This window comes from Phytobacter sp. RSE-02 (genome assembly GCF_040578655.1).
Taxonomy (GTDB): domain Bacteria; phylum Pseudomonadota; class Gammaproteobacteria; order Enterobacterales; family Enterobacteriaceae; genus Phytobacter; species Phytobacter diazotrophicus.
Genome location: NZ_JBEULY010000007.1, coordinates 49,546 through 70,871 on the forward strand (window position 1 = coordinate 49,546; position 21,326 = coordinate 70,871).

General features: G+C 52.7%; 20 protein-coding genes and 1 other annotated feature. Of the genes, 9 read left to right on the forward strand and 11 right to left on the reverse strand.

The window, feature by feature from the left end; translation table 11 throughout:
* Nucleotides 1-4 precede the first annotated feature (4 nt).
* The 7 genes from adk to ABU190_RS15875 form a co-directional block, all read right to left on the reverse strand.
* Nucleotides 5-649: an adenylate kinase gene (adk, locus tag ABU190_RS15845; RefSeq protein WP_041852454.1), complete on the reverse strand. Its 645-nt coding sequence runs from the start codon at nucleotides 647-649 to the stop codon at nucleotides 5-7.
* A gap of 227 nt (nucleotides 650-876) precedes the next feature.
* The gene (gene htpG / locus ABU190_RS15850; RefSeq protein ID WP_354691804.1) at nucleotides 877-2,751 is read right to left on the reverse strand and encodes a molecular chaperone HtpG; all 1,875 of its coding nucleotides are present in this window, start codon (nucleotides 2,749-2,751) and stop codon (nucleotides 877-879) included.
* A gap of 146 nt (nucleotides 2,752-2,897) precedes the next feature.
* On the reverse strand, nucleotides 2,898-3,503 hold the full coding sequence (gene recR / locus ABU190_RS15855; protein WP_193795314.1) for a recombination mediator RecR: 606 nt from the start codon (nucleotides 3,501-3,503) through the stop codon (nucleotides 2,898-2,900).
* A complete protein-coding gene (locus ABU190_RS15860) occupies nucleotides 3,503-3,835 on the reverse strand; it encodes a YbaB/EbfC family nucleoid-associated protein (RefSeq protein ID WP_041852682.1) in 333 nt (110 codons plus the stop codon). The genes recR and ABU190_RS15860 overlap by 1 nt, the downstream gene beginning before the upstream one ends.
* A 53-nt stretch (nucleotides 3,836-3,888) precedes the next feature.
* Entirely contained in the window at nucleotides 3,889-5,829 is a 1,941-nt protein-coding gene (dnaX, locus tag ABU190_RS15865; RefSeq protein WP_354691805.1) for a DNA polymerase III subunit gamma/tau, read from the reverse strand.
* Nucleotides 4,492-4,556, reverse strand: a sequence feature (DnaX frameshifting element). It overlaps the preceding gene by 65 nt.
* A gap of 178 nt (nucleotides 5,830-6,007) precedes the next feature.
* Nucleotides 6,008-6,559 (reverse strand): adenine phosphoribosyltransferase, encoded by a 552-nt coding sequence (gene apt, locus ABU190_RS15870; protein WP_047371543.1) that lies wholly within the window; start codon nucleotides 6,557-6,559, stop codon nucleotides 6,008-6,010.
* A 151-nt stretch (nucleotides 6,560-6,710) separates the two neighbouring features.
* Complete coding sequence (locus ABU190_RS15875; protein ID WP_354691806.1) at nucleotides 6,711-7,088, reverse strand: DUF454 family protein; 378 nt, start codon at nucleotides 7,086-7,088, stop codon at nucleotides 6,711-6,713.
* A gap of 69 nt (nucleotides 7,089-7,157) precedes the next feature.
* On the opposite strand from ABU190_RS15875, the gene priC reads away from it, so the two are divergent.
* Nucleotides 7,158-7,685 (forward strand): primosomal replication protein N'', encoded by a 528-nt coding sequence (gene priC, locus ABU190_RS15880; protein WP_354691807.1) that lies wholly within the window; start codon nucleotides 7,158-7,160, stop codon nucleotides 7,683-7,685.
* 14 nt (nucleotides 7,686-7,699) lie between these two features.
* On the forward strand, nucleotides 7,700-7,852 hold the full coding sequence (gene rsmS, locus ABU190_RS15885; protein ID WP_354691808.1) for a pleiotropic regulatory protein RsmS: 153 nt from the start codon (nucleotides 7,700-7,702) through the stop codon (nucleotides 7,850-7,852).
* A gap of 128 nt (nucleotides 7,853-7,980) precedes the next feature.
* Here rsmS and mscK read toward each other — a convergent pair whose 3' ends face one another.
* Both mscK and acrR read right to left on the reverse strand, forming a co-directional pair.
* Nucleotides 7,981-11,334 carry a mechanosensitive channel MscK gene (mscK, locus tag ABU190_RS15890; protein WP_354691914.1) on the reverse strand — a complete coding sequence of 1,118 codons (3,354 nt, stop codon included), beginning with the start codon at nucleotides 11,332-11,334 and terminating at the stop codon, nucleotides 7,981-7,983.
* 125 nt (nucleotides 11,335-11,459) lie between these two features.
* Complete coding sequence (gene acrR, locus ABU190_RS15895) at nucleotides 11,460-12,113, reverse strand: multidrug efflux transporter transcriptional repressor AcrR (RefSeq protein WP_041852461.1); 654 nt, start codon at nucleotides 12,111-12,113, stop codon at nucleotides 11,460-11,462.
* Between the two features lie 141 nt (nucleotides 12,114-12,254).
* Here acrR and acrA point away from each other — a divergent pair, with 141 nt between their 5' ends.
* From acrA to ABU190_RS15925, 6 genes are all read left to right on the forward strand, one after another.
* A complete protein-coding gene (gene acrA, locus ABU190_RS15900) occupies nucleotides 12,255-13,451 on the forward strand; it encodes a multidrug efflux RND transporter periplasmic adaptor subunit AcrA (RefSeq protein ID WP_041852462.1) in 1,197 nt (398 codons plus the stop codon).
* Between the two features lie 22 nt (nucleotides 13,452-13,473).
* Nucleotides 13,474-16,623, forward strand: coding sequence for a multidrug efflux RND transporter permease subunit AcrB (gene acrB, locus ABU190_RS15905; RefSeq protein ID WP_169039820.1), 3,150 nt, complete (start codon nucleotides 13,474-13,476; stop codon nucleotides 16,621-16,623).
* A 520-nt stretch (nucleotides 16,624-17,143) separates the two neighbouring features.
* Nucleotides 17,144-17,518, forward strand: coding sequence for an Hha toxicity modulator TomB (tomB, locus tag ABU190_RS15910; protein WP_041852464.1), 375 nt, complete (start codon nucleotides 17,144-17,146; stop codon nucleotides 17,516-17,518).
* 26 nt (nucleotides 17,519-17,544) lie between these two features.
* The gene (locus ABU190_RS15915; RefSeq protein ID WP_041852465.1) at nucleotides 17,545-17,763 is read left to right on the forward strand and encodes an HHA domain-containing protein; all 219 of its coding nucleotides are present in this window, start codon (nucleotides 17,545-17,547) and stop codon (nucleotides 17,761-17,763) included.
* Nucleotides 17,764-17,831: 68 nt separating this feature from the next.
* The gene (gene maa, locus ABU190_RS15920) at nucleotides 17,832-18,398 is read left to right on the forward strand and encodes a maltose O-acetyltransferase (RefSeq protein WP_354691809.1); all 567 of its coding nucleotides are present in this window, start codon (nucleotides 17,832-17,834) and stop codon (nucleotides 18,396-18,398) included.
* Between the two features lie 99 nt (nucleotides 18,399-18,497).
* A complete protein-coding gene (locus ABU190_RS15925; RefSeq protein ID WP_271850341.1) occupies nucleotides 18,498-18,965 on the forward strand; it encodes a YlaC family protein in 468 nt (155 codons plus the stop codon).
* On the opposite strand, the gene ABU190_RS15930 is transcribed toward ABU190_RS15925, so the two are convergent.
* A complete protein-coding gene (locus tag ABU190_RS15930; protein WP_354691810.1) occupies nucleotides 18,943-20,388 on the reverse strand; it encodes a PLP-dependent aminotransferase family protein in 1,446 nt (481 codons plus the stop codon). The genes ABU190_RS15925 and ABU190_RS15930 overlap by 23 nt on opposite strands.
* A gap of 99 nt (nucleotides 20,389-20,487) precedes the next feature.
* On the opposite strand from ABU190_RS15930, the gene ABU190_RS15935 reads away from it, so the two are divergent.
* Nucleotides 20,488-21,189, forward strand: a complete 702-nt coding sequence (locus tag ABU190_RS15935) for a GNAT family protein (protein ID WP_354691811.1) — start codon at nucleotides 20,488-20,490, stop codon at nucleotides 21,187-21,189.
* On the opposite strand, the gene ykgO is transcribed toward ABU190_RS15935, so the two are convergent.
* Nucleotides 21,186-21,326 carry a type B 50S ribosomal protein L36 gene (gene ykgO, locus ABU190_RS15940; RefSeq protein ID WP_006818844.1) on the reverse strand — a complete coding sequence of 47 codons (141 nt, stop codon included), beginning with the start codon at nucleotides 21,324-21,326 and terminating at the stop codon, nucleotides 21,186-21,188. The genes ABU190_RS15935 and ykgO overlap by 4 nt on opposite strands.

Consider the following 21,326-nt stretch of genomic DNA (forward strand, 5'->3'; position numbering starts at 1 on the left):
GCGATTAGCCGAGGATTTTTTCCAGCTCTGCGCGCACGTCAGCCACGGCTTTGGTGCCGTCAACTTTCGCGTATTTGGTGTTACCCGCCTGCGCTTCTTTGGAGTAGTAACCGATCAGCGGCGCAGTCATCTGATGGTATTCCACCAGACGCTTACGGACGGTTTCTTCCTGGTCATCTTTACGGGTGGTCAGCTCTTCGCCGGTCACGTCGTCTTTGCCTTCCACTTTCGGCGGATTGAATTTAACGTGGTAAACACGGCCAGAAGCGGCGTGTACGCGACGACCTACGATACGGTCAACGATCAGCTCGTCCGGTACGTCAAATTCCAGGACGTAATCGACTTTGATACCGGCTTCTTTCATTGCATCAGCCTGCGGGATGGTGCGTGGGAAGCCATCGAGCAGGAAACCATTGCGGCAGTCTTCCTGTGCAATACGCTCTTTCACCAGGGCGATAACCAGTTCGTCAGTCACCAGTTTACCGGCATCCATGATGTCTTTTGCTTGCTTGCCCAGTTCGCTGCCAGATTTCACAGCGGCGCGGAGCATATCGCCCGTGGAGATTTGCGGAATACCGTATTTCTCCATAATGAACTGTGCCTGAGTTCCTTTACCCGCGCCTGGAGCGCCAAGCAGAATAATACGCATTGCGGAAATCCCCTCAAATGTCGATTCAATTTTTCAAAAAAGCGCTAAACGATACCACCAGAATGAGTATGGCTCAAGGAAGGCTACGGGGCTGAAACGGTTAGTGGGAAAGAATGTTTAAAAAATGCGGCAATCCTCCCCACAACAGTCCTCTTCCGGGGGAACGAAGGAGAAAAAAGTGCGCTGTGCCATATCCTCTCCCCTGCGGGGAGAGGATAATGGTGAATTTACGACATTAACAAGGTATTCAAACGTTTAATAAAGAGGTTGGGATCTTCCAGCGTGCCGCGTTCCGCGAACAGCGCCTGATCCAACAGCAGTTCGACCCATTCGCCAAACTTCGTCTCGTCCTGAGTATCGGCGGTGCGTTTCACCAGCGGATGATCCGGGTTCAGTTCAAAGATGTACTTCACTTCCGGCACGTTCTGGCCCGCAGCGGCAAACAATTTCGCCATCTGCGTGCTCATTTCGTCGTTATCGGTGGTGACAATCGCCGGGGTATCGGTCAGACGATGCGTCAGGCGTACCTCTTTCACGCGGTCGCCCAGCAGGGTTTTGACGCGCTCAACAAACGGCTCCAGCGCTTTTTCTGCTTCTTTGGTGGTTTCGTCCACTTCATCAGCCAGTTTATCCAGCGACTCGTCAGCTTTAGAGACCGACTGGAACGGCTTACCGCTGAACTCGGTCAGATAGCTCATCATCCACTCGTCGATACGATCGGAGAGCAGCAGAACTTCGATACCTTTCTTACGCAGCAGTTCCAGATGCGGGCTGCTCTTCGCCGCCGCGTAGCTGTCGGCAGTGATGAAGTAGATTTTCTCCTGCCCTTCTTTCATGCGCGAGAGGTAATCCTCCAGCGATACGGTCTGTTCGGAAGAGTCCGTGTGGGTAGAAGCAAAACGCAGCAGTTTGGCAATCGCTTCCTGGTTGGCATTGTCTTCTGCCGGGCCTTCTTTCAGCGCCAGGCCGAACTGTTTCCAGAAGCTTTGGTATTTTTCCGCGTCATCTTTGGCCAGCTTATCGAGCATCTGCAGGGCGCGTTTGGTCAGCGCATTACGCAAATTACGGGTAACGGTGCTATCCTGCAGAATTTCGCGGGAAACGTTCAGCGGCAGATCGTTGGAATCTATCAGGCCGCGCACGAAGCGCAGGTAGTTCGGCATAAACTGTTCGGCGTCGTCCATGATAAAGACGCGCTGTACGTACAGTTTCAGGCCATGTTTATGGTCGCGGTTCCACATATCCCATGGCGCCTGCGAAGGGATAAACAGCAGACTGGTATATTCTTGCTTGCCTTCCACGCGGTTATGGCTCCAGGCCAGCGGGTCGGTAAAGTCATGAGCGATATGTTTGTAGAATTCTTTATATTCGTCGTCGCTGATTTCCGACTTGCTGCGGGTCCACAGCGCCTGTGCTTTGTTGATTTTTTCCCAGGAGACCACGGTCTCGCCATCGACCTCTTCCTGCTTCTCAATTTCCACCGGCAGCGCAATATGATCGGAATATTTGCTGATGATCGAGCGCACACGCCAGTCATTCAGGAAGTCATCTTCGCCTTCGCGCAGATGCAGCGTGATTTCGGTACCACGCTCCGGTTTATTGATGTCGGCAACGGTATATTCACCTTCGCCAGCAGATTCCCAGAACACGCCATTGTCAGCGCTTTCGCCCGCAGCACGGGTGCGCACGGTGACTTTATCGGCAACGATGAACGCAGAGTAAAAGCCCACCCCGAACTGACCAATCAACTGGCTGTCTTTCGCCTGATCGGAGCCCATCGATTCCAGAAATGCTTTGGTGCCAGACTTGGCAATCGTGCCGAGGTTCTCAATGACCTCGTCGCGGCTCATCCCGATACCGTTATCGGCAATGGTCAGTGTGCGATTGTCTTTATTAAACGAGACGCGCACACGCAGTTCGCCATCGCCTTCGTACAGATCCGGTTTGGACAACGCGCGAAAACGCAGTTTATCCGCCGCATCCGAGGCGTTGGAGATAAGCTCACGCAGGAAGATTTCTTTATTGGAATACAGGGAATGGATCATCAGGTGCAGAAGTTGTTTTACTTCTGACTGGAAACCGCGGGTTTCTTGTCCTTTCATGTAAGTCGACCTCAACAATGCCATTAAAAAGTAATAGCCGTCATTCTTCGCGCCGCGAATGTACAGGCTATTGAAATGATGAGGGTGAGATGGGGATTGAGAAGGATTTTTTCAAGCGGAGGCCACGTGTCGCAGCCTCCGTTTGGTCAGAATTTAATCTTGTGGCGACCCGCAAGCGAATGGGACAGCGTGGTGCCGTCAACCATTTCCAGCTCACCGCCAACGGGAACGCCGTGAGCAATACGACTGGCTTCCACTCCATATTGCGCGCAAAGCTCGGCAATATAGTTGGCGGTTGCCTCACCTTCTACCGTCGGGTTGGTGGCGAGAATCACCTCTTGCATCGATTCCGCCTGCAGACGCTGCTCCAGTCGATCGAGACCAATATCGTCCGGCCCGATACCATCGAGCGGCGACAGGTGGCCCATCAACACGAAATAGCGTCCGGAAAACTGGCCGGTCTGCTCAATGGCGTAGATATCCGCAGGACTCTCCACCACACAGATTTGACCATTTTCCTGACGGCGCGGATTGCTGCAAATATTGCAGATCTCCTGCTCGGTAAAGGTGCGGCAATCGGCGCAATGGCCGATTTCCGACATAGCGCGGGTCAATGCCTGCGCCAGGCGCATTCCACCGCTGCGGTCACGTTGCAATAGCGTAAACGCCATGCGCTGCGCCGATTTCGGGCCAACGCCCGGCAGGCAGCGCAACGCTTCCATAAGCTGCGTTAACAGCGGACTGGTCTGCATCAGAACGGCATCTTGAAGCCCGGCGGCAGTTGCATACCGGAGGAAACAGAAGCCATTTTCTCTTTCTGGGTTTCTTCAATGCGGCGCGCAGCGTCGTTGAACGCCGCAGCCACCAAATCTTCCAGCATGTCTTTATCGTCTTCCAGCAGGCTCGGATCGATCTCTACGCGGCGGCAGTTATGCGCACCGTTAATAGTCACTTTCACCAGGCCAGCACCAGACTCACCGGTCACTTCCAGCTTTGCGATTTCTTCCTGCATCTGCTGCATTTTTTCTTGCATCTGCTGGGCCTGTTTCATCAGGTTACCCAGACCGCCTTTTCCACCAAACATAGGCTCTTCTCTCAGTAAGTCATAGTTAAGGTTGACAGCAAGCCAGCTTACCATCAAATGGGACGAATACTCTCTTCATCCAGATCCGCATCGAAGAAGCGTTGCAGTGTCTGAATGTTGTTATCCGTAATAATCGCCTCGCGCGCCTGCGCAAGTTTCTCTTCATATATGGCCTGACGCCATTCCAGTGGCGTGCGCACCGCCGGATTATCATCTTCAATGATAGTCAATTCAACCGTGTTGCCATGTAATGCCGAAAGCGCGTCCGCCAGCGTTTTTTGCGCAGACGGCGAATTCAGGTGCCGCTGAGCAGAACGTAAATGCAGGCAAATTCGGCTCTCATCCTGCTCTTTCCAGGCGTTGAGCGCCACCTGTTCAACCAGTTTTGGCAGGGTGAGTCGGCTGATTTCCGCCGCCCAGGCATCACGCTCAAGCGACTCTTCGGCCAGTTTCTTCGACAACTCCGGCGTTTTTTCGTGTTCAAGCGCTTTTTTTAGCGCCTTCGGCGTGGCTACCGTCTCTTTCACCTCTTCGGTGACGGTTGTCGCTTTCCAGCGGTAGGCCTCTTTTTTTACCGCAGCCTCTTCATGCGAAGACGTTGCCGGGCGCGACTGCACGCGCTCGGTGACTGATGCCAGTCTCTCCAGCGCGCTATTGTTCACCGGCCGCGCGCGGGCTGCGGCTGCCGGTTCACTCTTTTTTGTTTTGTCCGCTCCCTGAGCGCGCTGCAATTGGCGACGGGCCGCCAGCACTTGGCTGGTGGCATCGGGCAGAGCGACATCATGTTGCGGCTGCTGTTGCAGCTGCGATGGCGCCGCCTGCACCGGAACCTGCGCCGAATGCAACACCGCAGCAGGCGCGGCTGGCGCGAAAGAAGCCAGGGGCGCATCCGGCACCGTTAAAGGCTCACGCGGATGAAACGCCAGCGCACGCAGCAGGGTCATCTCCATACCCATGCGTCTGTCCGGCGCATACGGCAACTCTTTGCGGCCAATGAGCAGCGTCTGGTAGTAGAGCTGCACATCGCCCGGCGGCACTATGCGCGCCAGTTCCCGCATGCGTTGTTCAATGGGTGCCATATCGCTGCCGAGCGCCGCAGGGCTGAGCTGAACCATGGCGATGCGGTGCATCAGCGTTTGCATCTCCACCAGCAGGGCTTCCCATTCTACACCACGGGAGGCAGCCTCATTTACCAGCGCCATCGTCCGTTCGCCGTCAGCAGCCACAAGCGCTTCAATCAGCGCCAGTGCCTGGTCGTCATTGAGCGTCCCGAGCATCGTGCTGACAACTTGCGCAGTCAGTTGCCCATCACCGCTGGCAATTGCCTGATCGGTAAGGCTCAGTGCATCACGCAGACTGCCGTCTGCGGCGCGGGCCAGCAACTGGAGCGCACGCAGTTCGTGGGGAATACTTTCGGCATCAAGAATGTGTTCAAGCTGCTGACGGATTTGATCAACGTCCAGCGCTTTAAGATGAAACTGCAGACAACGCGACAGAATCGTCACCGGCAATTTTTGCGGATCGGTCGTCGCCAGCAAGAATTTGACGTGCTCAGGCGGCTCTTCAAGCGTCTTCAACAGCGCGTTAAAGCTGTGGCGCGAGAGCATGTGCACTTCGTCAATAAGGTAGACCTTGAAACGGCCACGCGCGGGGGCGTACTGCACGTTATCCAACAGGTCACGGGTATCTTCGACCTTGGTGCGGGATGCCGCATCAATTTCGATTAAGTCAACAAAGCGCCCCTGTTCGATTTCCCGACAACTGTCGCACACGCCGCAGGGTGTCGCCGTGACACCTGTTTCGCAATTCAGCCCTTTTGCCAGCAGTCGGGCAATAGAGGTTTTACCGACGCCACGCGTACCGGAAAACAGGTAGGCATGATGGATGCGTCCTGAGGATAAGCCGTTCGCCAGTGCGGTCAGCACATGCTCCTGGCCGACGACGTCAGCAAAAGTTTGGGGTCGCCATTTACGGGCTAAGACCTGATAACTCATTGGCAGGCTCTGAAACGCTGGAGGTGGATTAATAGGGGGGAATGCTATCACAACCTCACTTAATCAGCGAGGCTGTCTCTTAGTGACGGACAGCGCACGGTAACCGGAACGTACACGGAGTACGTGAGGATTACGAGCACTGCCCGGCGCTAAAATGACAAATAAAGCAGTCTGATAATTAATGCCCCGGGAATGGCACCAGACTAAAGCAGGTCAGCCCCTGTTTTTCCAGACGTTGTTCACCGCCCAGATCGAACAGGTTAATGATGAATGCTGCATCGGTCACTTCGCCACCCAAACGGCGGATCAGTTTTACGGTTGCTTCGATGGTGCCGCCGGTCGCCAGCAGATCGTCAACTACAAGGACTTTATCGCCAGCCTGGATCGCATCGATGTGGATCTCCAGTTGATCGGTACCGTATTCCAGTTCGTAGCTTTCCGCGATCGTTTCACGCGGCAGTTTACGCGGTTTACGTACCGGTACAAAGCCAACACCCAGGCCTAACGCAACTGGTGCGCCGAACAGGAAGCCACGCGCTTCTGTACCTACTACTTTCGTGATCCCGGCGTCTTTGTAGCGTTCAACCAGCAGTTCAATGCTGAGAGCGTACGCTTTCGGGTCTTCCAGCAAACTGGTGACATCACGGAACAGGATGCCCGGCTTCGGATAATCCTGAATGCTTTTGATGCTGTTTTTGAGAAATTCAAGCTGCTGCGCAGTCGCTGTCATGGATTTTTGCCTGATAGAAACGGTGTTACTCACGGCGCACACTGAGGTTTCGCATGTAACCTGCGGTTAACATTTAACCAGTCGCGCCTGTGCTCGAAAACGCTCGAATTTACTGGCAGAACGCGACAATTGCAACTTCCATCGGTGAGCTTTATGGTTTTTGTTGCTTTGCGTCAATCACGGGCAGTCGCCACATAAAAATCAGCAGGCAAGACAAAATGACCAGCAGCAGCAATCGCACCCACATAATCTTCACCAGCCACAGCGAAATAGCGAAAGTGACCAGTATCACGGCGATGGCCCGGGGTTTGGCGCCAGGCGGCATCGCTTTATAGGTTTGCCAGTGACGCAAATAGCCGCCAAACCAGGAGCGGTACAATAACCACTGATGAAAACGGGGCGACGAGCGCGCAAAGCACCAGGCGGCCAGCAGAATAAACGGCGTGGTCGGCAGCAATGGCAAAACGATGCCGAGAGAACCCAGCACTACCGCCAGCCAGCCAATGATGATTAAAATAGTCCGTTGCATAGTGCGAATCATTATCATTGATGAGCGGCTAATGTAGCATAGTCGGCGTCATTTACAGGGGAGATAATCGTGAGAAGCGCGTTGCTTTTACAGGCTCTGGAACAAAAGCTGGACGAGCTGGCGCGGCAAATCGCTCCTCAGGCAAAGCACGCCACGGTGAGCCCACGTTTTGACCGTCATCTGTTCCGTACACGTAGCACCACAATGGATGCCTGCCTGCAAGAAGCCCGGCACAGTCTGAGCGCGCTTCGCCATGCCGTCGACGCACAGCAAATCGAGCAGGTGGCATGGCTTGCAGAGCACCTTGGGGCACAGATTGCCGCCCTGAGTCGTGAATCGGCCTCATGGTCGCTGCGTGAGTGGGATAATTCCGCGCCCGGCATTCAAAAATGGCAGCGTAAACGACTGCAACATCAGGAATTCGAACAACGTCTGATGGCGATGAAACGTGAGCGGGAAACGCGTCTGGCAACTGTCGAAACTTTCGCCGAACAGCAGCAATTACATAAAGAAATCACTGCATTTGAAGGCAGATTGCGCCGTTGTCGCGAGGCGCTGGATAATATTGAGCGGGTGCTGGCGCGCCTGACACGTTAACCCGAGGAGAGAGTATGTCGCTGGAAGATGCACCGGATGAGGTCAAGCTGGCGGTCGATCTGATTATGCTGCTGGAAGAGCATGCTATTGCGCCGGAAACCGTGCTCAAAGCGCTGGAAATTGTGCAGCGGGATTTTGAACGCAAAGTGAGGAAGCGTGAGGGTTAAGCCTGGTGCCCTCTCCCACGGGGAGCGGGAGAAAACCGTAGCCCGGAACAGGCGGTCACGCCGCCATCCGGGAATAATCCCCGGCGGCGCCAGCGCTTACCGGGGCTACGACAAGAGAGATATCTGAATTAACTCTGCGCAGGCGTCGGATCGTCGCCTTTCAGCTCGCGCTTCACTTCCGTATGCTCGTCACCGCTGGCATTGCGTAAATGCACTTCCAACTGGTTAAAGGCGATATTGATGTTATTTTCACGACACAGTCTGTCGATCGTGCGGTTTAGCTCATCCACCGTATAGCTACGATCGCGCAGTTCACGTACATACAGACGCAGTTCATGATCCAGCGTACTCGCGCCAAAGGTGGTAAAGAACACCGACGGCTCCGGATCGTGCATCACCTTCGGATGCTCCATCGCCGCTTTTAACAATACCTCTTTCACCTTATCCAGATCGGAGCCGTACGCCACGCCCAGACGGATGACCACGCGGGTAATGGTGTCTGACAGCGACCAGTTGATCAGACGTTCGGTCACAAACGCCTTGTTGGGAATAATGACCTCTTTACGGTCAAAATCGGTGATCGTGGTGGCACGAATACGGATCTTACTTACCGACCCGGAGAAGGTGCCGATGGTGACGGTATCGCCAATACGCACCGGACGCTCGAACAGGATAATCAGGCCGGAGACAAAGTTACCGAAAATCTCTTGTAAACCAAAACCCAGACCAACCGAGAGAGCTGCCGCCAGCCATTGCAATTTGTCCCATGAGACACCCAACGATCCAAACACCGTCATCGCACCAACGGCGATGATGACATAGTTCAGAATGGTGGTAATGGCATAGGACGCCCCCTGGCGCATGTTCAAGCGCGAAAGGACGATAACTTCCAACAAACCCGGTAAGTTACGAATTAGCGCCCAGGCCACCACCGTGGCAATTAAGGCAAACAGCATGCTCCCCATGGTCACGCTTTTTACGGCGGCGACCCCCGCTTCCGTGCCGTTGTAGTGCCACAGGACAACGCTATCCAGGTAAGCGAAAACGGTGATCAAATCCGACCAAATCGCCCAGAACACGACGCCAAAGAGGGCGATCATCAGCAACATGGTAATACGTAATGTCTGCTGGTTGACCTGCTCCAGGGCTATACCCGGCTCTTCCTGCGGCTCAGCGCCTTCGGCCCCTTCTTTTATCAGGTTCTGGCGGCGGGCCAGCGCACGACGGTAAGCAATACGGCGCGCTGCAACGCTCAGGCCACGCAACACAGTCTGGTAAAGCAGGTTCCAGAGGATGACCAGATAGACAGTTTCAATCCAGCGTCCGGCCAGGCGCAGCGTTGTATAGAAATACCCGGTTGCCGTAAGCACCATCAATGCTATCGGAACAATCGCCAGAACGGTGATGGTGATAAGACGAATGCTATGAGACTCTTTATCCCGCCAGCTTTCCCGGAACATCGGCCATACCAGCCCGGTGATGACCAGCAAGTTAAGCAGAATGACCGTTTGTCCAAGCACATCATCCATCAAGTGCAGTGGCGAAAGCTCAGAGACCACGGACCAAAAATGGAGTGGCAGCAGCGCAAGGCTGATGCGCACAATCTGCCGACGCCAGTGGCTGGTCAGTTGTTCCGGCATGTTGAAGTGGTTGACCGCCACGCCGTCTTTTTCCAGCACCTTCCAGCACAGGCCAAATACCAGCCAGAATACGGTCAGTTTTTTACTGAATGCCCATAGCAGTTCACTGATATTGAGCTGCATCGTCAGTAAAATGAGGCCGATCGCCAGAATGATCAGGCAGACAGGCAGCGCGCGAATGAGGTCGATAAGAATCGCTTTCGGCGTATGTAACTGACTGTCATTGCGTAACTGGCCAACCTGGGTTGCAAGACGCGCCTGATAGCTGCGCAACCAGCCAAGACGCCAGCGAATTAAGCCAGCAATCAGTAACAGCGGTAGGCCTGTGAGGAAAGCAATGGCCACCGCAGGCCAGGCTTTTTCCCAGTTACCGGTGATTTTCATTTTGCTTATCTGGTCTTTCAGCGCCTGAGGGAAAGATTTAACCCAGTCCCCGTCCATTGGCTTGTTGCTGTTTACCCAGAAAATTTGCTGCGTCAGGATCTCCTGAAGACTTTTCGACACGCTCATCAGTTGCTGCTGATTAACCTGCAGGTTAATCGCCATCATTAACTGATTACCAAGCTGCTTATTCAGTTGATCGAGCAGTTCACGACGCATGTCCACGACTTGTAACAGCGCGTCATGTACTTCGTCGTTAACCTCACTCGAATGCCCCTCTTCCAGTTTTGCCACGAACGCATCGCTCTGGAAAAGGGCATCACGCTGTTGGTTGACTTCAAACTGCTCCAGACGCAAGTCCGCAATGCGGTTGGTCATGTCTTCAAGCTCATCAGCGGAAGGGAGCGTTTGTTGTTGCTGATAAAGGATACGCGACAGCAGCAAGCTGCCTTTAAGTACTGAAATCTGCTCTTTCACGTTGCGCTCAGATTGCAGCGCACGGTCAAGCCAGTTTTTCACTTTGATGTTTTGCTGCACCAGCGAGTTACCGTTTTCTGTCGCGGTAATAAGCTTCTGGCTAAGCTGGTGGTTAACGTCCAGTTCCTGCTTCACTAACGGCATCGCCTGGATACGCGCGGTTTCATCCGGCGTTACGGCTTCCTGGGCGGTTTTTTCTGTCAGCGTCAGCCGCTTGTTATTGACGGCTTCCTGCAACAGTTGTAGTTGATGTTCAAGGCGATTGCTGTTCGCAGTAGTGTAATCACGCTGTTTCTGCAGCGTGTCCTGCAACGTAGTATTACCTTCGAGACTCTTACGCAACTGTTCGATTTGCGCATTCAGCAATGCCTGTTGAGCAAGTAAAAGTGTCTGCTGCGTCGGACGCAGAGCCCCCTCACCTGCCGCCGTGCCATTAAGACGATTGCGGATTTGCTGTAACTGTTGCGAAGCGGTGTACATGGAACTTTGCACACGCTCCGGCTGCGTCTGTAACGAGACTAACTGGCTGTTATAATTCGATAAATCGTTCTGAGCCGTTTGTAAGTCGTCCAGTAATTGTGCCACGCGCGACTCAAGCTGGCGCAGAGAAAGCGTTGCCAGCGTTTTGCGTGTTTCATCGTCGTTATCTTTATCACTGAGCGCATTGAGAGCATCAGTCGCCTGACGCAGTTTGTCCGGCGCCTGGGTGATTTTCTGTTTTAAGAGAACAGTTTCCTGCTTAACCCGTTCAATTTTATCCAGAACATCGAGGGTTTCCGTTAAATCCTGAATAACCAGTTTATCCGTAGCGGTGGGATCTTTTTGCTTATTCAGAGCGTCGAGCTGACTCTGGACATCGGAGCGAGCGGGTAAGTCGTTGTTTGTCGGGGCCGCGAAGGCACTGCCTGTAATAAAGGCAAGGACAAAAAACAGCGCGGCAGCCAAAACCGGGAGCGCACTTTTTGAGCGTGTGGATTGCAGCATCATTTGCGTGATTAATCTGTGAACAGGAAAGATGGCCGAAGCTAGCCACGCGCGAAGAATATCACGCCGTGAAGTTACAACCTAGTAACGTAATGTTAGCAGTCGCTTTTTCCGCTCATTCTGACTCAGGCTGAAAGGCCTGACGCTTTATTATGCAGCGTTGGACAAAACTGACACATCTCCAGTAATATCGCGACATAGTCTCGGGCTTCTTTCTTTAAATCAAAAGATTGGGGCGAGAAAAGCCAATTCTCCATCACACCGGAAATATAGGCACGCATCAGTACTGCCGTCCGGCGGGTGAGTAAGCTCTCAGGAAGCAATTTGGCTTTAATGCACTCATTAAGTGTATGCTCGATGCGGTCGTAACTCTCCAGGCACAAATTACGCTGCGCCTCTTGCAAGACCGTCATTTCGCCAACAAACTCACACTTGTGAAAAATGATTTCCATCATGAGTCGGCGACGCTCTTCGACTACGGTTGCTTCAAGGATATAGACCAAAATTTCCCTTAAAACTGACAGTGGATCGTCAGGGAATTTTGCCCGATACTCAGTTTCGAGATCGCTGATGCTGGATTCTGACAGCGCCCAGATTTCACTGAATAAATCCGACTTATTTTTGAAGTGCCAGTAAATCGCACCACGGGTCACCCCCGCTGCCTGTGCAATATCTGCCAGTGAGGTCGCTGATACGCCCTGCCGGGAGAACAAACGCAAGGCCACATCAAGGATGTGCTGGCGTGTCTCTTGTGCCTGCTGTTTGGTTTTTCGTGCCATATGTTGGTGAATTGACAGGAGTCAGATTTACATACATTTATGAATGTTTGTACCATAGCATGACGATAATATAAACGCAGCAATGGGTTTGGGACATTTGATCCATTGATCAATTTGAAATCGGACACTCGAGGTTTACATATGAACAAAAACAGAGGGTTAACGCCTCTGGCGGTCGTTCTGATGCTTTCAGGCAGCTTAGCGCTTACAGGATGTGATGAAAAACCCGCTCAGCAGGGTGCTGCGGGTCAGGCGCCAGAAGTCGGCGTCGTCACGCTAAAAACAGAACCTCTGCAGATCACAACCGAACTTCCAGGTAGAACCAGCGCGTTTCGCGTTGCGGAAGTCCGTCCTCAGGTCAGTGGCATTATTTTAAAACGCAACTTCACAGAAGGTAGTGATGTAGAAGCGGGTGTCTCGCTTTATCAGATTGATCCGGCCACTTATCAGGCTTCTTATGAAAGCGCGAAAGGCGATCTGGCAAAAGCGCAGGCTGCGGCAAATATCGCACGCATGACCGCTGCCCGTTATCAGAAATTGTTGGGTACCAAGTACATCAGCCAACAAGATTATGATACGGCTCAGGCTGACGCACAGCAGGCCGATGCGGCTGTCGTTGCGGCAAAAGCCGCGGTTGAAACCGCGCGTATCAACCTTGCTTACACCAAAGTCACCTCTCCGATCAGCGGCCGTATTGGTAAATCGTCCGTGACCGAAGGTGCGCTGGTGCAGACCGGGCAGACAACCGCGCTGGCAACCGTTCAGCAATTGGACCCTATCTACGTTGATGTTACACAGTCCAGCAACGACTACCTGCGGCTGAAACAGGAACTGGCGAACGGCACGCTGAAACAGGAAAACGGTAAAGCGAAAGTCGAGCTGGTGACCAACGACGGCACGAAATACCCGCAGAGCGGTACACTGGAGTTTTCTGACGTCACTGTTGATCAAACCACCGGTTCTATCACCCTGCGTGCCATTTTCCCGAACCCGGATATGACGCTGCTGCCAGGTCTGTTCGTGCGCGCGAAACTCGAAGAAGGCACCAATCCTAATGCACTGCTGGTTCCACAGCAGGGTGTGACCCGTACCCCGCGTGGTGATGCTACCGCGATGGTCGTGGGTGAAGGCGATAAAGTCGAAATCCGTAAACTCACCGCGACTCAGGCCATTGGCGATAAATGGCTGGTGACAGATGGCCTGAAAGCAGGCGATCGCGTGATTGTGACAGGCCTTCAAAAAGTAAGACCCGGTGCGCAGGTAAAAGCACAGGAAGTGACCGCTGAGAATAAAGAGCAAGCCCAGGCCGGCGCGCAGTCACAGCCGTCTAAGTCTTAACTTAAACAGGAGCCGTTAAGACATGCCAAATTTCTTTATTGATCGCCCCATATTTGCCTGGGTGATCGCCATAATCATCATGCTTGCGGGGGGACTGGCGATCCTGAAGCTGCCTGTCGCGCAATATCCAACAATTGCGCCACCGGCAATTCAGATCAGTGCATCCTACCCAGGTGCTGATGCAAAAACGGTGCAGGATACCGTTACGCAGGTTATCGAACAGAACATGAACGGTATCGATGGCCTGCTGTATATGTCCTCCACCAGTGATTCCTCTGGTACGGTACAGATCACCATCACCTTTGACTCTGGTACCGATGCGGATATCGCCCAGGTACAGGTGCAGAACAAACTGCAACTGGCAATGCCATTACTGCCGCAGGAAGTTCAGCAGCAGGGTGTGAGCGTTGAGAAGTCGTCCAGTAGCTTCCTGATGGTTCTCGGTATGATCAGTACCGATGGTTCCATGACGCAGGAAGATATTGCCGACTACGTGGGCGCCACCGTGAAAGACCCGGTCAGCCGTACCAAAGGTGTGGGTGACGTACAACTGTTCGGTGCGCAATATGCAATGCGTATCTGGATGGACCCGAACAAACTGAATAACTTCCAGTTGACTCCTGTTGATGTCATTACGGCAATTAAAGCGCAGAACGCCCAGGTCGCAGCAGGTCAGTTAGGTGGGACGCCGCCGGTGAAAGGCCAGCAGTTGAATGCCTCTATCATCGCGCAAACACGTCTGACCTCCACAGAAGAGTTCGGTAAGATCCTGCTGAAAGTTAACCAGGATGGTTCGCAGGTTCGTCTGCGTGACGTGGCAAGAATTGAGCTGGGCGGCGAAAACTACGACGTTATCGCCCGCTACAACGGTCAACCCGCATCCGGTCTTGGTATTAAGCTTGCAACCGGCGCGAACGCGCTGGATACCGCAAACGCGGTGCGCGCCACTATCGCCAAACTGGAGCCATTCTTCCCGCACGGGCTGAAAGTGGTTTATCCGTACGATACCACCCCATTCGTTAAGATCTCGATTAACGAAGTGGTGAAAACGCTGGTTGAAGCGATCGTACTGGTATTCCTGGTCATGTACCTGTTCCTGCAGAACTTCCGCGCAACGCTGATTCCAACCATCGCGGTGCCAGTCGTTCTGTTAGGTACCTTCGCCATACTGTCAGCATTTGGTTACTCGATAAACACTCTCACCATGTTTGGTATGGTGCTGGCGATAGGCTTGCTGGTGGATGACGCCATCGTCGTCGTAGAGAACGTTGAGCGTGTCATGTCCGAAGAGGGCTTGCCGCCAAAAGAAGCCACGCGTAAGTCCATGGGCCAGATTCAGGGCGCACTGGTCGGTATCGCGATGGTTCTGTCGGCGGTATTTATCCCGATGGCTTTCTTCGGTGGTTCAACCGGTGCGATTTACCGTCAGTTCTCTATCACCATTGTTTCAGCAATGGCGCTCTCTGTGCTGGTAGCGTTAATCCTGACGCCAGCACTCTGTGCGACCATGCTTAAACCGATTGCCAAAGGCGATCACGGTGAAGGCAAGAAAGGCTTCTTTGGCTGGTTTAACCGCGTATTTGATAAGAGCACGCACCACTACACCGACAGCGTAGGTAACATTCTGCGCAGTACGGGGCGTTACCTGCTGCTCTACGTTCTTATCGTGGTTGGCATGGCTATCCTGTTCGTTCGTCTGCCAAGTTCGTTCCTGCCAGATGAAGACCAGGGTGTGTTCCTGACCATGGCGCAGCTTCCGGCGGGTGCGACGCAAGAGCGTACGCAGAAAGTGCTGGATGAAGTGTCGAAATACTACCTGGAAAACGAAAAAGATAACGTGAACTCTGTGTTTACCGTTAACGGCTTCGGCTTCTCCGGGCGTGGTCAGAACACCGGTCTGGCGTTCGTGTCGCTGAAAGGCTGGGATGAACGTCCGGGTGAGAAGAACAAAGTACCGGCAATTGCAGGTCGTGCAAGTGCGCACTTCTCGCAAATTAAAGATGCGATGGTCTTCGCTTTTAACCTGCCAGCGATCGTTGAACTGGGTACGGCGACCGGCTTTGACTTCCAATTGATTGACCAGGCGAACCTGGGGCATGACAAGCTGATGCAGGCGCGTAACCAGTTGTTCGGTGAGATTGCACAACATCCGGATCTGCTGGTGGGTGTGCGTCCGAACGGCCTCGAGGATACGCCACAGTTCAAAATCAATATTGACCAGGAAAAAGCACAGGCGTTGGGTGTCTCCTTAAGTGACATCAATACCACGCTTGGCGCGGCATGGGGTGGTAGCTACGTCAACGACTTCATCGACCGTGGTCGTGTGAAGAAAGTGTACGTTATGTCTGACGCGAAATACCGTATGCTGCCGAGCGATATCGGTAACTGGTATGTCCGTGGGACAAGCGGCTCGATGGTGCCTTTCTCTGCCTTTGCAACGTCGCACTGGGAGTACGGCTCTCCGCGTCTGGAACGCTATAACGGTTTGCCATCCATGGAAATCCTCGGTCAGGCTGCTCCGGGTAAAAGTACCGGTGAAGCAATGGCGATGATGGAACAACTGGCCGGTAAACTGCCGACGGGTATTGGCTATGACTGGACAGGTATGTCTTATCAGGAACGTCTGTCAGGTAACCAGGCGCCTGCGCTGTACGCCATTTCCTTGATCGTGGTGTTCCTGTGTCTGGCAGCCCTGTACGAGAGTTGGTCAATTCCGTTCTCCGTTATGCTGGTGGTCCCGCTCGGGGTTGTTGGTGCGCTGCTGGCCGCAACCTTACGCGGTCTGACTAACGACGTTTACTTCCAGGTGGGCCTGCTGACAACCATCGGCTTGTCGGCGAAGAACGCGATACTTATCGTCGAATTCGCCAAAGATCTGATGGATAAAGAGGGCAAAGGGCTTATTGAAGCGACCCTGGAAGCGGTACGTATGCGTCTGCGTCCAATCCTGATGACGTCGCTGGCGTTTATCCTTGGGGTTCTGCCACTGGTTATCAGTACGGGTGCAGGCTCCGGTGCGCAAAACGCCGTAGGTACCGGTGTAATGGGCGGTATGATTACCGCGACGGTACTGGCGATATTCTTCGTTCCTGTGTTCTTTGTGGTGGTGCGCCGCCGCTTTAGTCGCAGAAGTGACGACGTTGAGCACAGCCATAAGGTTGAGCAACACTGATAGTCATGAATGAAAAAGGCCGCGAAAGCGGCCTTTTTCATATTCACTTTTCTGATCATTAAAAGTACGTATTGTTTCTTCGTTTATTTTGTGCAGTCGTAATAGCGCACAGAATTAATACTCCATTAGGAGAGCGTCTTATATGCTTAGGTAAAATTCTTAATTATCTGGTACAATCAGTTTAAGTAAGAATATTCCTGGTAATTAGTGATTCTGGAATATTTAAATAACCTTAAATATCCAGCACCATTGACTAACCTAATGAAGAGTAAGGAAAGTTTTGATTTCGATGTCGGAAATTCTCACATAAAACATGATAATAAACTGCGCGATCTCTCCATTTTCGGAGAGCAAAACGCGATAATTGTAATTTTTCGTAATAGCGCAATGAAATCTTTTTAAGACTGGCTTATAGTTAAATCAATGAGGAAAAGCAGCATATGCTGCTGGTCAGATCAGACGTTTCCACCCCGGAGCAGTGTTCAGTGAGTAAAAAAAGCGACTCAGAAGGGGATGTGTTATGGACGAATACTCGCCAAAAAGGCATGATATCGCGCAGCTTAAATTTCTCTGCGAAACGTTGTACCATGATTGTCTCCTGAATCTTGAAGAAAGCCATCATGGATGGGTTAACGATCCTACTTCGGCAATCAATTTGCAGTTAAATGAGTTGATTGAACATATAGCAACCTTCGCACTTAATTATAAAATTAAGTATAATGAAGATAATAAACTGATTGAGCAGATAGACGAATACCTTGATGATACGTTTATGTTGTTCAGTAGCTACGGTATCAACACACAAGACTTGCAGAAATGGCGTAAATCGGGAAACCGATTGTTCCGCTGTTTCGTCAATGTGAGCAAGGCTAACCCTGTTAGTCACTCCTGTTAAATATTTCAACCAGTAAAGGTAAAATCATGTCTGATAAGCCATTAACCAAAATTGATTATTTGATGCGATTACGACGTTGTCAGACAATTGACACGCTCGAACGCGTTATTGAAAAAAATAAATACGAACTGCCTGACCATGAACTGACGGTGTTTTATTCAGCAGCCGATCATCGTCTGGCTGAGCTAACCATGAATAAACTGTATGACAAAATCCCTCCTTCTGTGTGGAAATTCGTACGCTAAGTCTTCCCGACGTTTATTTACGGTTTTAATTTTTTATCCAGCGGCATTAGCAGGCGCACGTTATCTTCATGAGCGAAGAAAAAGTTAAAATGATTTCCGGCTTACCGTATCGACCTGCGGACGATACGCTGCGAGCTGACCGCATGCATGCCAGAGCGCTGCTTCATCGTTATAACCATTCGGCCCCTGACGAAAAAGCGGAACGCAGTGCGATTCTTGCTGCATTACTCGGCCAAAGTTCAGGTGCTTATATCGAACCAAACTTTCGCTGTGATTATGGCTACAATATTTTCCTGGGTAAGGATTTTTACGCCAATTTTGATTGTGTCATGTTGGATGTCTGCCCCATCCATATTGGCGACAATTGCATGTTAGCGCCAGGTGTACATATCTATACGGCAACACATCCGCTGGAAGCCAACGCGCGTAATAGCGGTCTCGAATACGGCAAACCGGTTCGCATTGGCAATAACGTTTGGATTGGTGGACGTGCGGTAATCAATCCAGGCGTAACCATTGGCGATAATGCAGTTATCGCCTCCGGTGCGGTGGTGGTAAAAGACGTTCCGCCGAATGTGGTCGTCGGTGGCAACCCCGCCCGAGTTATCAAAGCCATTCCGGGTGAAGCAATTTAACTGTTATCTTTTTTTGTCGATAAACTGTTACTTTTTTCACACAAAATGGCAACTTAAAATACGCTCTAATCGGTATATCCCCAAAGACGAAGGCGTGAGATGACAGAGATCCAGCGGCTGCTCAGCGAAACAATCGACGACATTAACCAGCGCGAAAAGCGAGACAACCGTCCGCGCTTTAGCATCAGCTTTATTCGCAAACATCCGGGCCTGTTTGTCGGCATGTATATAGCCTGGCTCGCCACGCTTGCCGTTATGTTGCAATCAGAAACCCTGGTGGACTCCGTGTGGCTGCTTGTGGTGTTATTCGTCTTATTGAACGGCTTCTTTTTCTTCGATGTTTACCCGCGCTATCACTACGAAGATATCGATGTGCTCGATTTTCGCGTCTGCTATAACGGCGAATGGTACAACACGCGTTATGTGCCGCAAGAGCTTATCAGCGCCATCCTTACCTCGCCTGCGGTCGATACTGCGCGTAAAACACAGCTCCAGCAGATGTTATCCCGCAAGGGGGAACTCTCTTTCTACGACGTATTTACCCTTACCCGCCCCGAGACTGCGTAATCAGCCGCGCCAGCGTACGAACCCCGCCGGGAAACAGGCTGGCTGAGGTATTACCGTAGCCGAGAACCAGCCCACTTGATGCCGGTGATGGCTGTAAATAAAAATGGCTTAATGCATGAGGCGCAAGGCCAAACCCGCGCGCCTCACGCACAACATTCAGGTCATTGATTCCCGGTACTGAAAGCGTCAAATGCAGCCCGCCCTCGCCTCCCAATATCCGATGCTCCAGGTCAAAACCGTTCTGTAACGCCTCACGCAGTTGTGCCTGTCGTTTACGGTACAATCGGCGCATCGCCGCCAGATGGCGCGCGTAGTGGCCATCCTCAATAAAATGCGCCAGAGCCAGTTGCTCGCTACGATGCCCACCGCGCAACAGGCTATTAATAACTGGTGCCGCCGCGTTCGCCAACGCAGGCGGCATCACCATAAAACCAATACGTAACGACGGAAACAGCGTCTTGCTGAATGTTCCCAGATAGACCACCGATGGATTGGGGATCATTCCCAGCATGGCAGGTACCGGATCGCCGTGATAGCGAAACTCACTGTCATAGTCATCTTCGATGATCCAACTTCCGGTCCGCGTGGCCGCCTCCAGCAACTGCAAACGTCGGGCCGCACTCATCACATAGCCCAGCGGATATTGATGTGAAGGCGAAGTATAGATAATGCGCGGCGGCGTTATCGTCTCCGCCAGCGTCATTCCTTCTTCATCCACCGGGATCCCTTTCACTTGCAACCCGGCTGCCAGAAAAGCGCTTTTTGCACCGTTATAGCCCGGCTCTTCTACCCAGGCACTGTTCCCCGGATCGCAGAGAAGATGAATGCATAACATCAGCGCATCCTGGGCGCCTTCGGTAATCACAATCTGCTCGACTTCACAATGAATGCCTCTGGCCAGCGCGAGATGTCGGGCGATAGCCGCGCGCAGTCGCCGCTCCCCGCCAGATTCGCCATACCCCAGCAGTGCACTGCCCTCGTCACGCCAGACGCGCTCATTCAGCCTTCGCCAGATTGCCGTGGGGAAATAGTTCACCGCCGGTAGACCGGGGGTGAAGGCAAGTGCGGGAGAATTTCGCATCACCCCTTGGGGCAGGGTCCGGACCCGTTGTGCGAGGGATACAGCAGGCGTGTTACATACGGTGGGCGCACTGGCCAACATTAATACCCGTGTTCCCTGCCGTTCACGCTGAACAAAGCCCTCAATAGCGAGTTGTTCGAGCGCGGCGTTTACCGTATTTCGGGAAACGGCGAGTGTTTTTGCCAGCACGCGTGAGCCCGGTAGCAACGAATGTGCTTTTAACGTTCCACTACGGATAGCATCCCGCAGTGCCATATATAGCGCCCGCTGCCGCGTTAATCCTGCACGTTCAGCCAACGCCGGGCGCAGCAGTGCCTGTAAAGCGTCATCGGGAATATTCATCGCGTCGCTCCTTTGTGGACCCATGAAAATATAGTTTGATGGCACTTCTTATGGAACCAGTGAAATTCTACGCTAGGTGAATCGCAAAGAGGAGCCACTATGAGCCAACTGAATCAATACGGACAACCCGTGGGTGATGCCCTTCCCGACTGGCAGCCCCGCCCTTTTCCTGAACGCGTGACGCTTGAAGGCCAGTATTGCCGCCTGGAGCCGCTGAGGGTCGAACACGCACCAGCACTGTTTGCCGCCCATCGTCTGACCGGGGATGACCGAAACTGGACCTGGCTGCTGCGTGAACCGGAAACCGATCCCGATGCCTTCACCGCATGGGTAACAAGCGTCTGTGAATTAAAGGACCCTATTCATTTCACGGTTATCGATAACCGCACGCAGTCGCCTGTCGGTACTCTTTCGCTCATGCGTATTGACGCCGCCAATGGCGTCATTGAGGTGGGCAGCGTACATTTCTCTCCTCTGCTTATGCGCACCCGTGCCTCTACGGAAGCGCAGTGGCTATTGATGCGATATGCCCTGGAGACGCTGGGGTATCGCCGCTACGAATGGAAATGTAATAGCCTGAACGAACCATCCCGTCGTGCCGCACTTCGGTTGGGCTTTCAGTATGAAGGGCGATTTCGTCAGGCGCTGGTTCAGAAAGGACACAATCGGGATACCGACTGGTTTTCTGTTATTGATAGCGAATGGCCACGCCTGGATAAGGCGTTTCGACAGTGGCTTGCCGCCGGAAATTTCACTGCCGACGGCAAACAGTTGCAATCCCTTGAGAGCCTGCGCGATTAACGCTTTTTCTTTCTTCCCTGCACAGCTTTAAAACGCGGATTGGATTTGCAAATCACATACAAACGCCCCTTGCGCTTGACTATCTGGCAGTCAGGGTGGCGTTGTTTCGCACTGCGTAACGAGTTCAGTACCTGCAT

Bases quoted from the DNA above. Each gene is read 5' to 3' on its own strand.
- adk (WP_041852454.1), bottom strand. From the start codon at position 649: ATGCGTATTATTCTGCTTGGCGCTCCAGGCGCGGGTAAAGGAACTCAG.
- htpG (WP_354691804.1), bottom strand. From the start codon at position 2,751: ATGAAAGGACAAGAAACCCGCGGTTTCCAGTCAGAAGTAAAACAACTT.
- recR (WP_193795314.1), bottom strand. From the start codon at position 3,503: ATGCAGACCAGTCCGCTGTTAACGCAGCTTATGGAAGCGTTGCGCTGC.
- ABU190_RS15860 (WP_041852682.1), bottom strand. From the start codon at position 3,835: ATGTTTGGTGGAAAAGGCGGTCTGGGTAACCTGATGAAACAGGCCCAG.
- dnaX (WP_354691805.1), bottom strand. From the start codon at position 5,829: ATGAGTTATCAGGTCTTAGCCCGTAAATGGCGACCCCAAACTTTTGCT.
- apt (WP_047371543.1), bottom strand. From the start codon at position 6,559: ATGACAGCGACTGCGCAGCAGCTTGAATTTCTCAAAAACAGCATCAAA.
- ABU190_RS15875 (WP_354691806.1), bottom strand. From the start codon at position 7,088: ATGCAACGGACTATTTTAATCATCATTGGCTGGCTGGCGGTAGTGCTG.
- rsmS (WP_354691808.1), top strand. From the start codon at position 7,700: ATGTCGCTGGAAGATGCACCGGATGAGGTCAAGCTGGCGGTCGATCTG.
- mscK (WP_354691914.1), bottom strand. From the start codon at position 11,334: ATGCTGCAATCCACACGCTCAAAAAGTGCGCTCCCGGTTTTGGCTGCC.
- acrR (WP_041852461.1), bottom strand. From the start codon at position 12,113: ATGGCACGAAAAACCAAACAGCAGGCACAAGAGACACGCCAGCACATC.
- acrA (WP_041852462.1), top strand. From the start codon at position 12,255: ATGAACAAAAACAGAGGGTTAACGCCTCTGGCGGTCGTTCTGATGCTT.
- acrB (WP_169039820.1), top strand. From the start codon at position 13,474: ATGCCAAATTTCTTTATTGATCGCCCCATATTTGCCTGGGTGATCGCC.
- tomB (WP_041852464.1), top strand. From the start codon at position 17,144: ATGGACGAATACTCGCCAAAAAGGCATGATATCGCGCAGCTTAAATTT.
- ABU190_RS15915 (WP_041852465.1), top strand. From the start codon at position 17,545: ATGTCTGATAAGCCATTAACCAAAATTGATTATTTGATGCGATTACGA.
- maa (WP_354691809.1), top strand. From the start codon at position 17,832: ATGAGCGAAGAAAAAGTTAAAATGATTTCCGGCTTACCGTATCGACCT.
- ABU190_RS15925 (WP_271850341.1), top strand. From the start codon at position 18,498: ATGACAGAGATCCAGCGGCTGCTCAGCGAAACAATCGACGACATTAAC.
- ABU190_RS15930 (WP_354691810.1), bottom strand. From the start codon at position 20,388: ATGAATATTCCCGATGACGCTTTACAGGCACTGCTGCGCCCGGCGTTG.
- ABU190_RS15935 (WP_354691811.1), top strand. From the start codon at position 20,488: ATGAGCCAACTGAATCAATACGGACAACCCGTGGGTGATGCCCTTCCC.
- ykgO (WP_006818844.1), bottom strand. From the start codon at position 21,326: ATGCAGGTACTGAACTCGTTACGCAGTGCGAAACAACGCCACCCTGAC.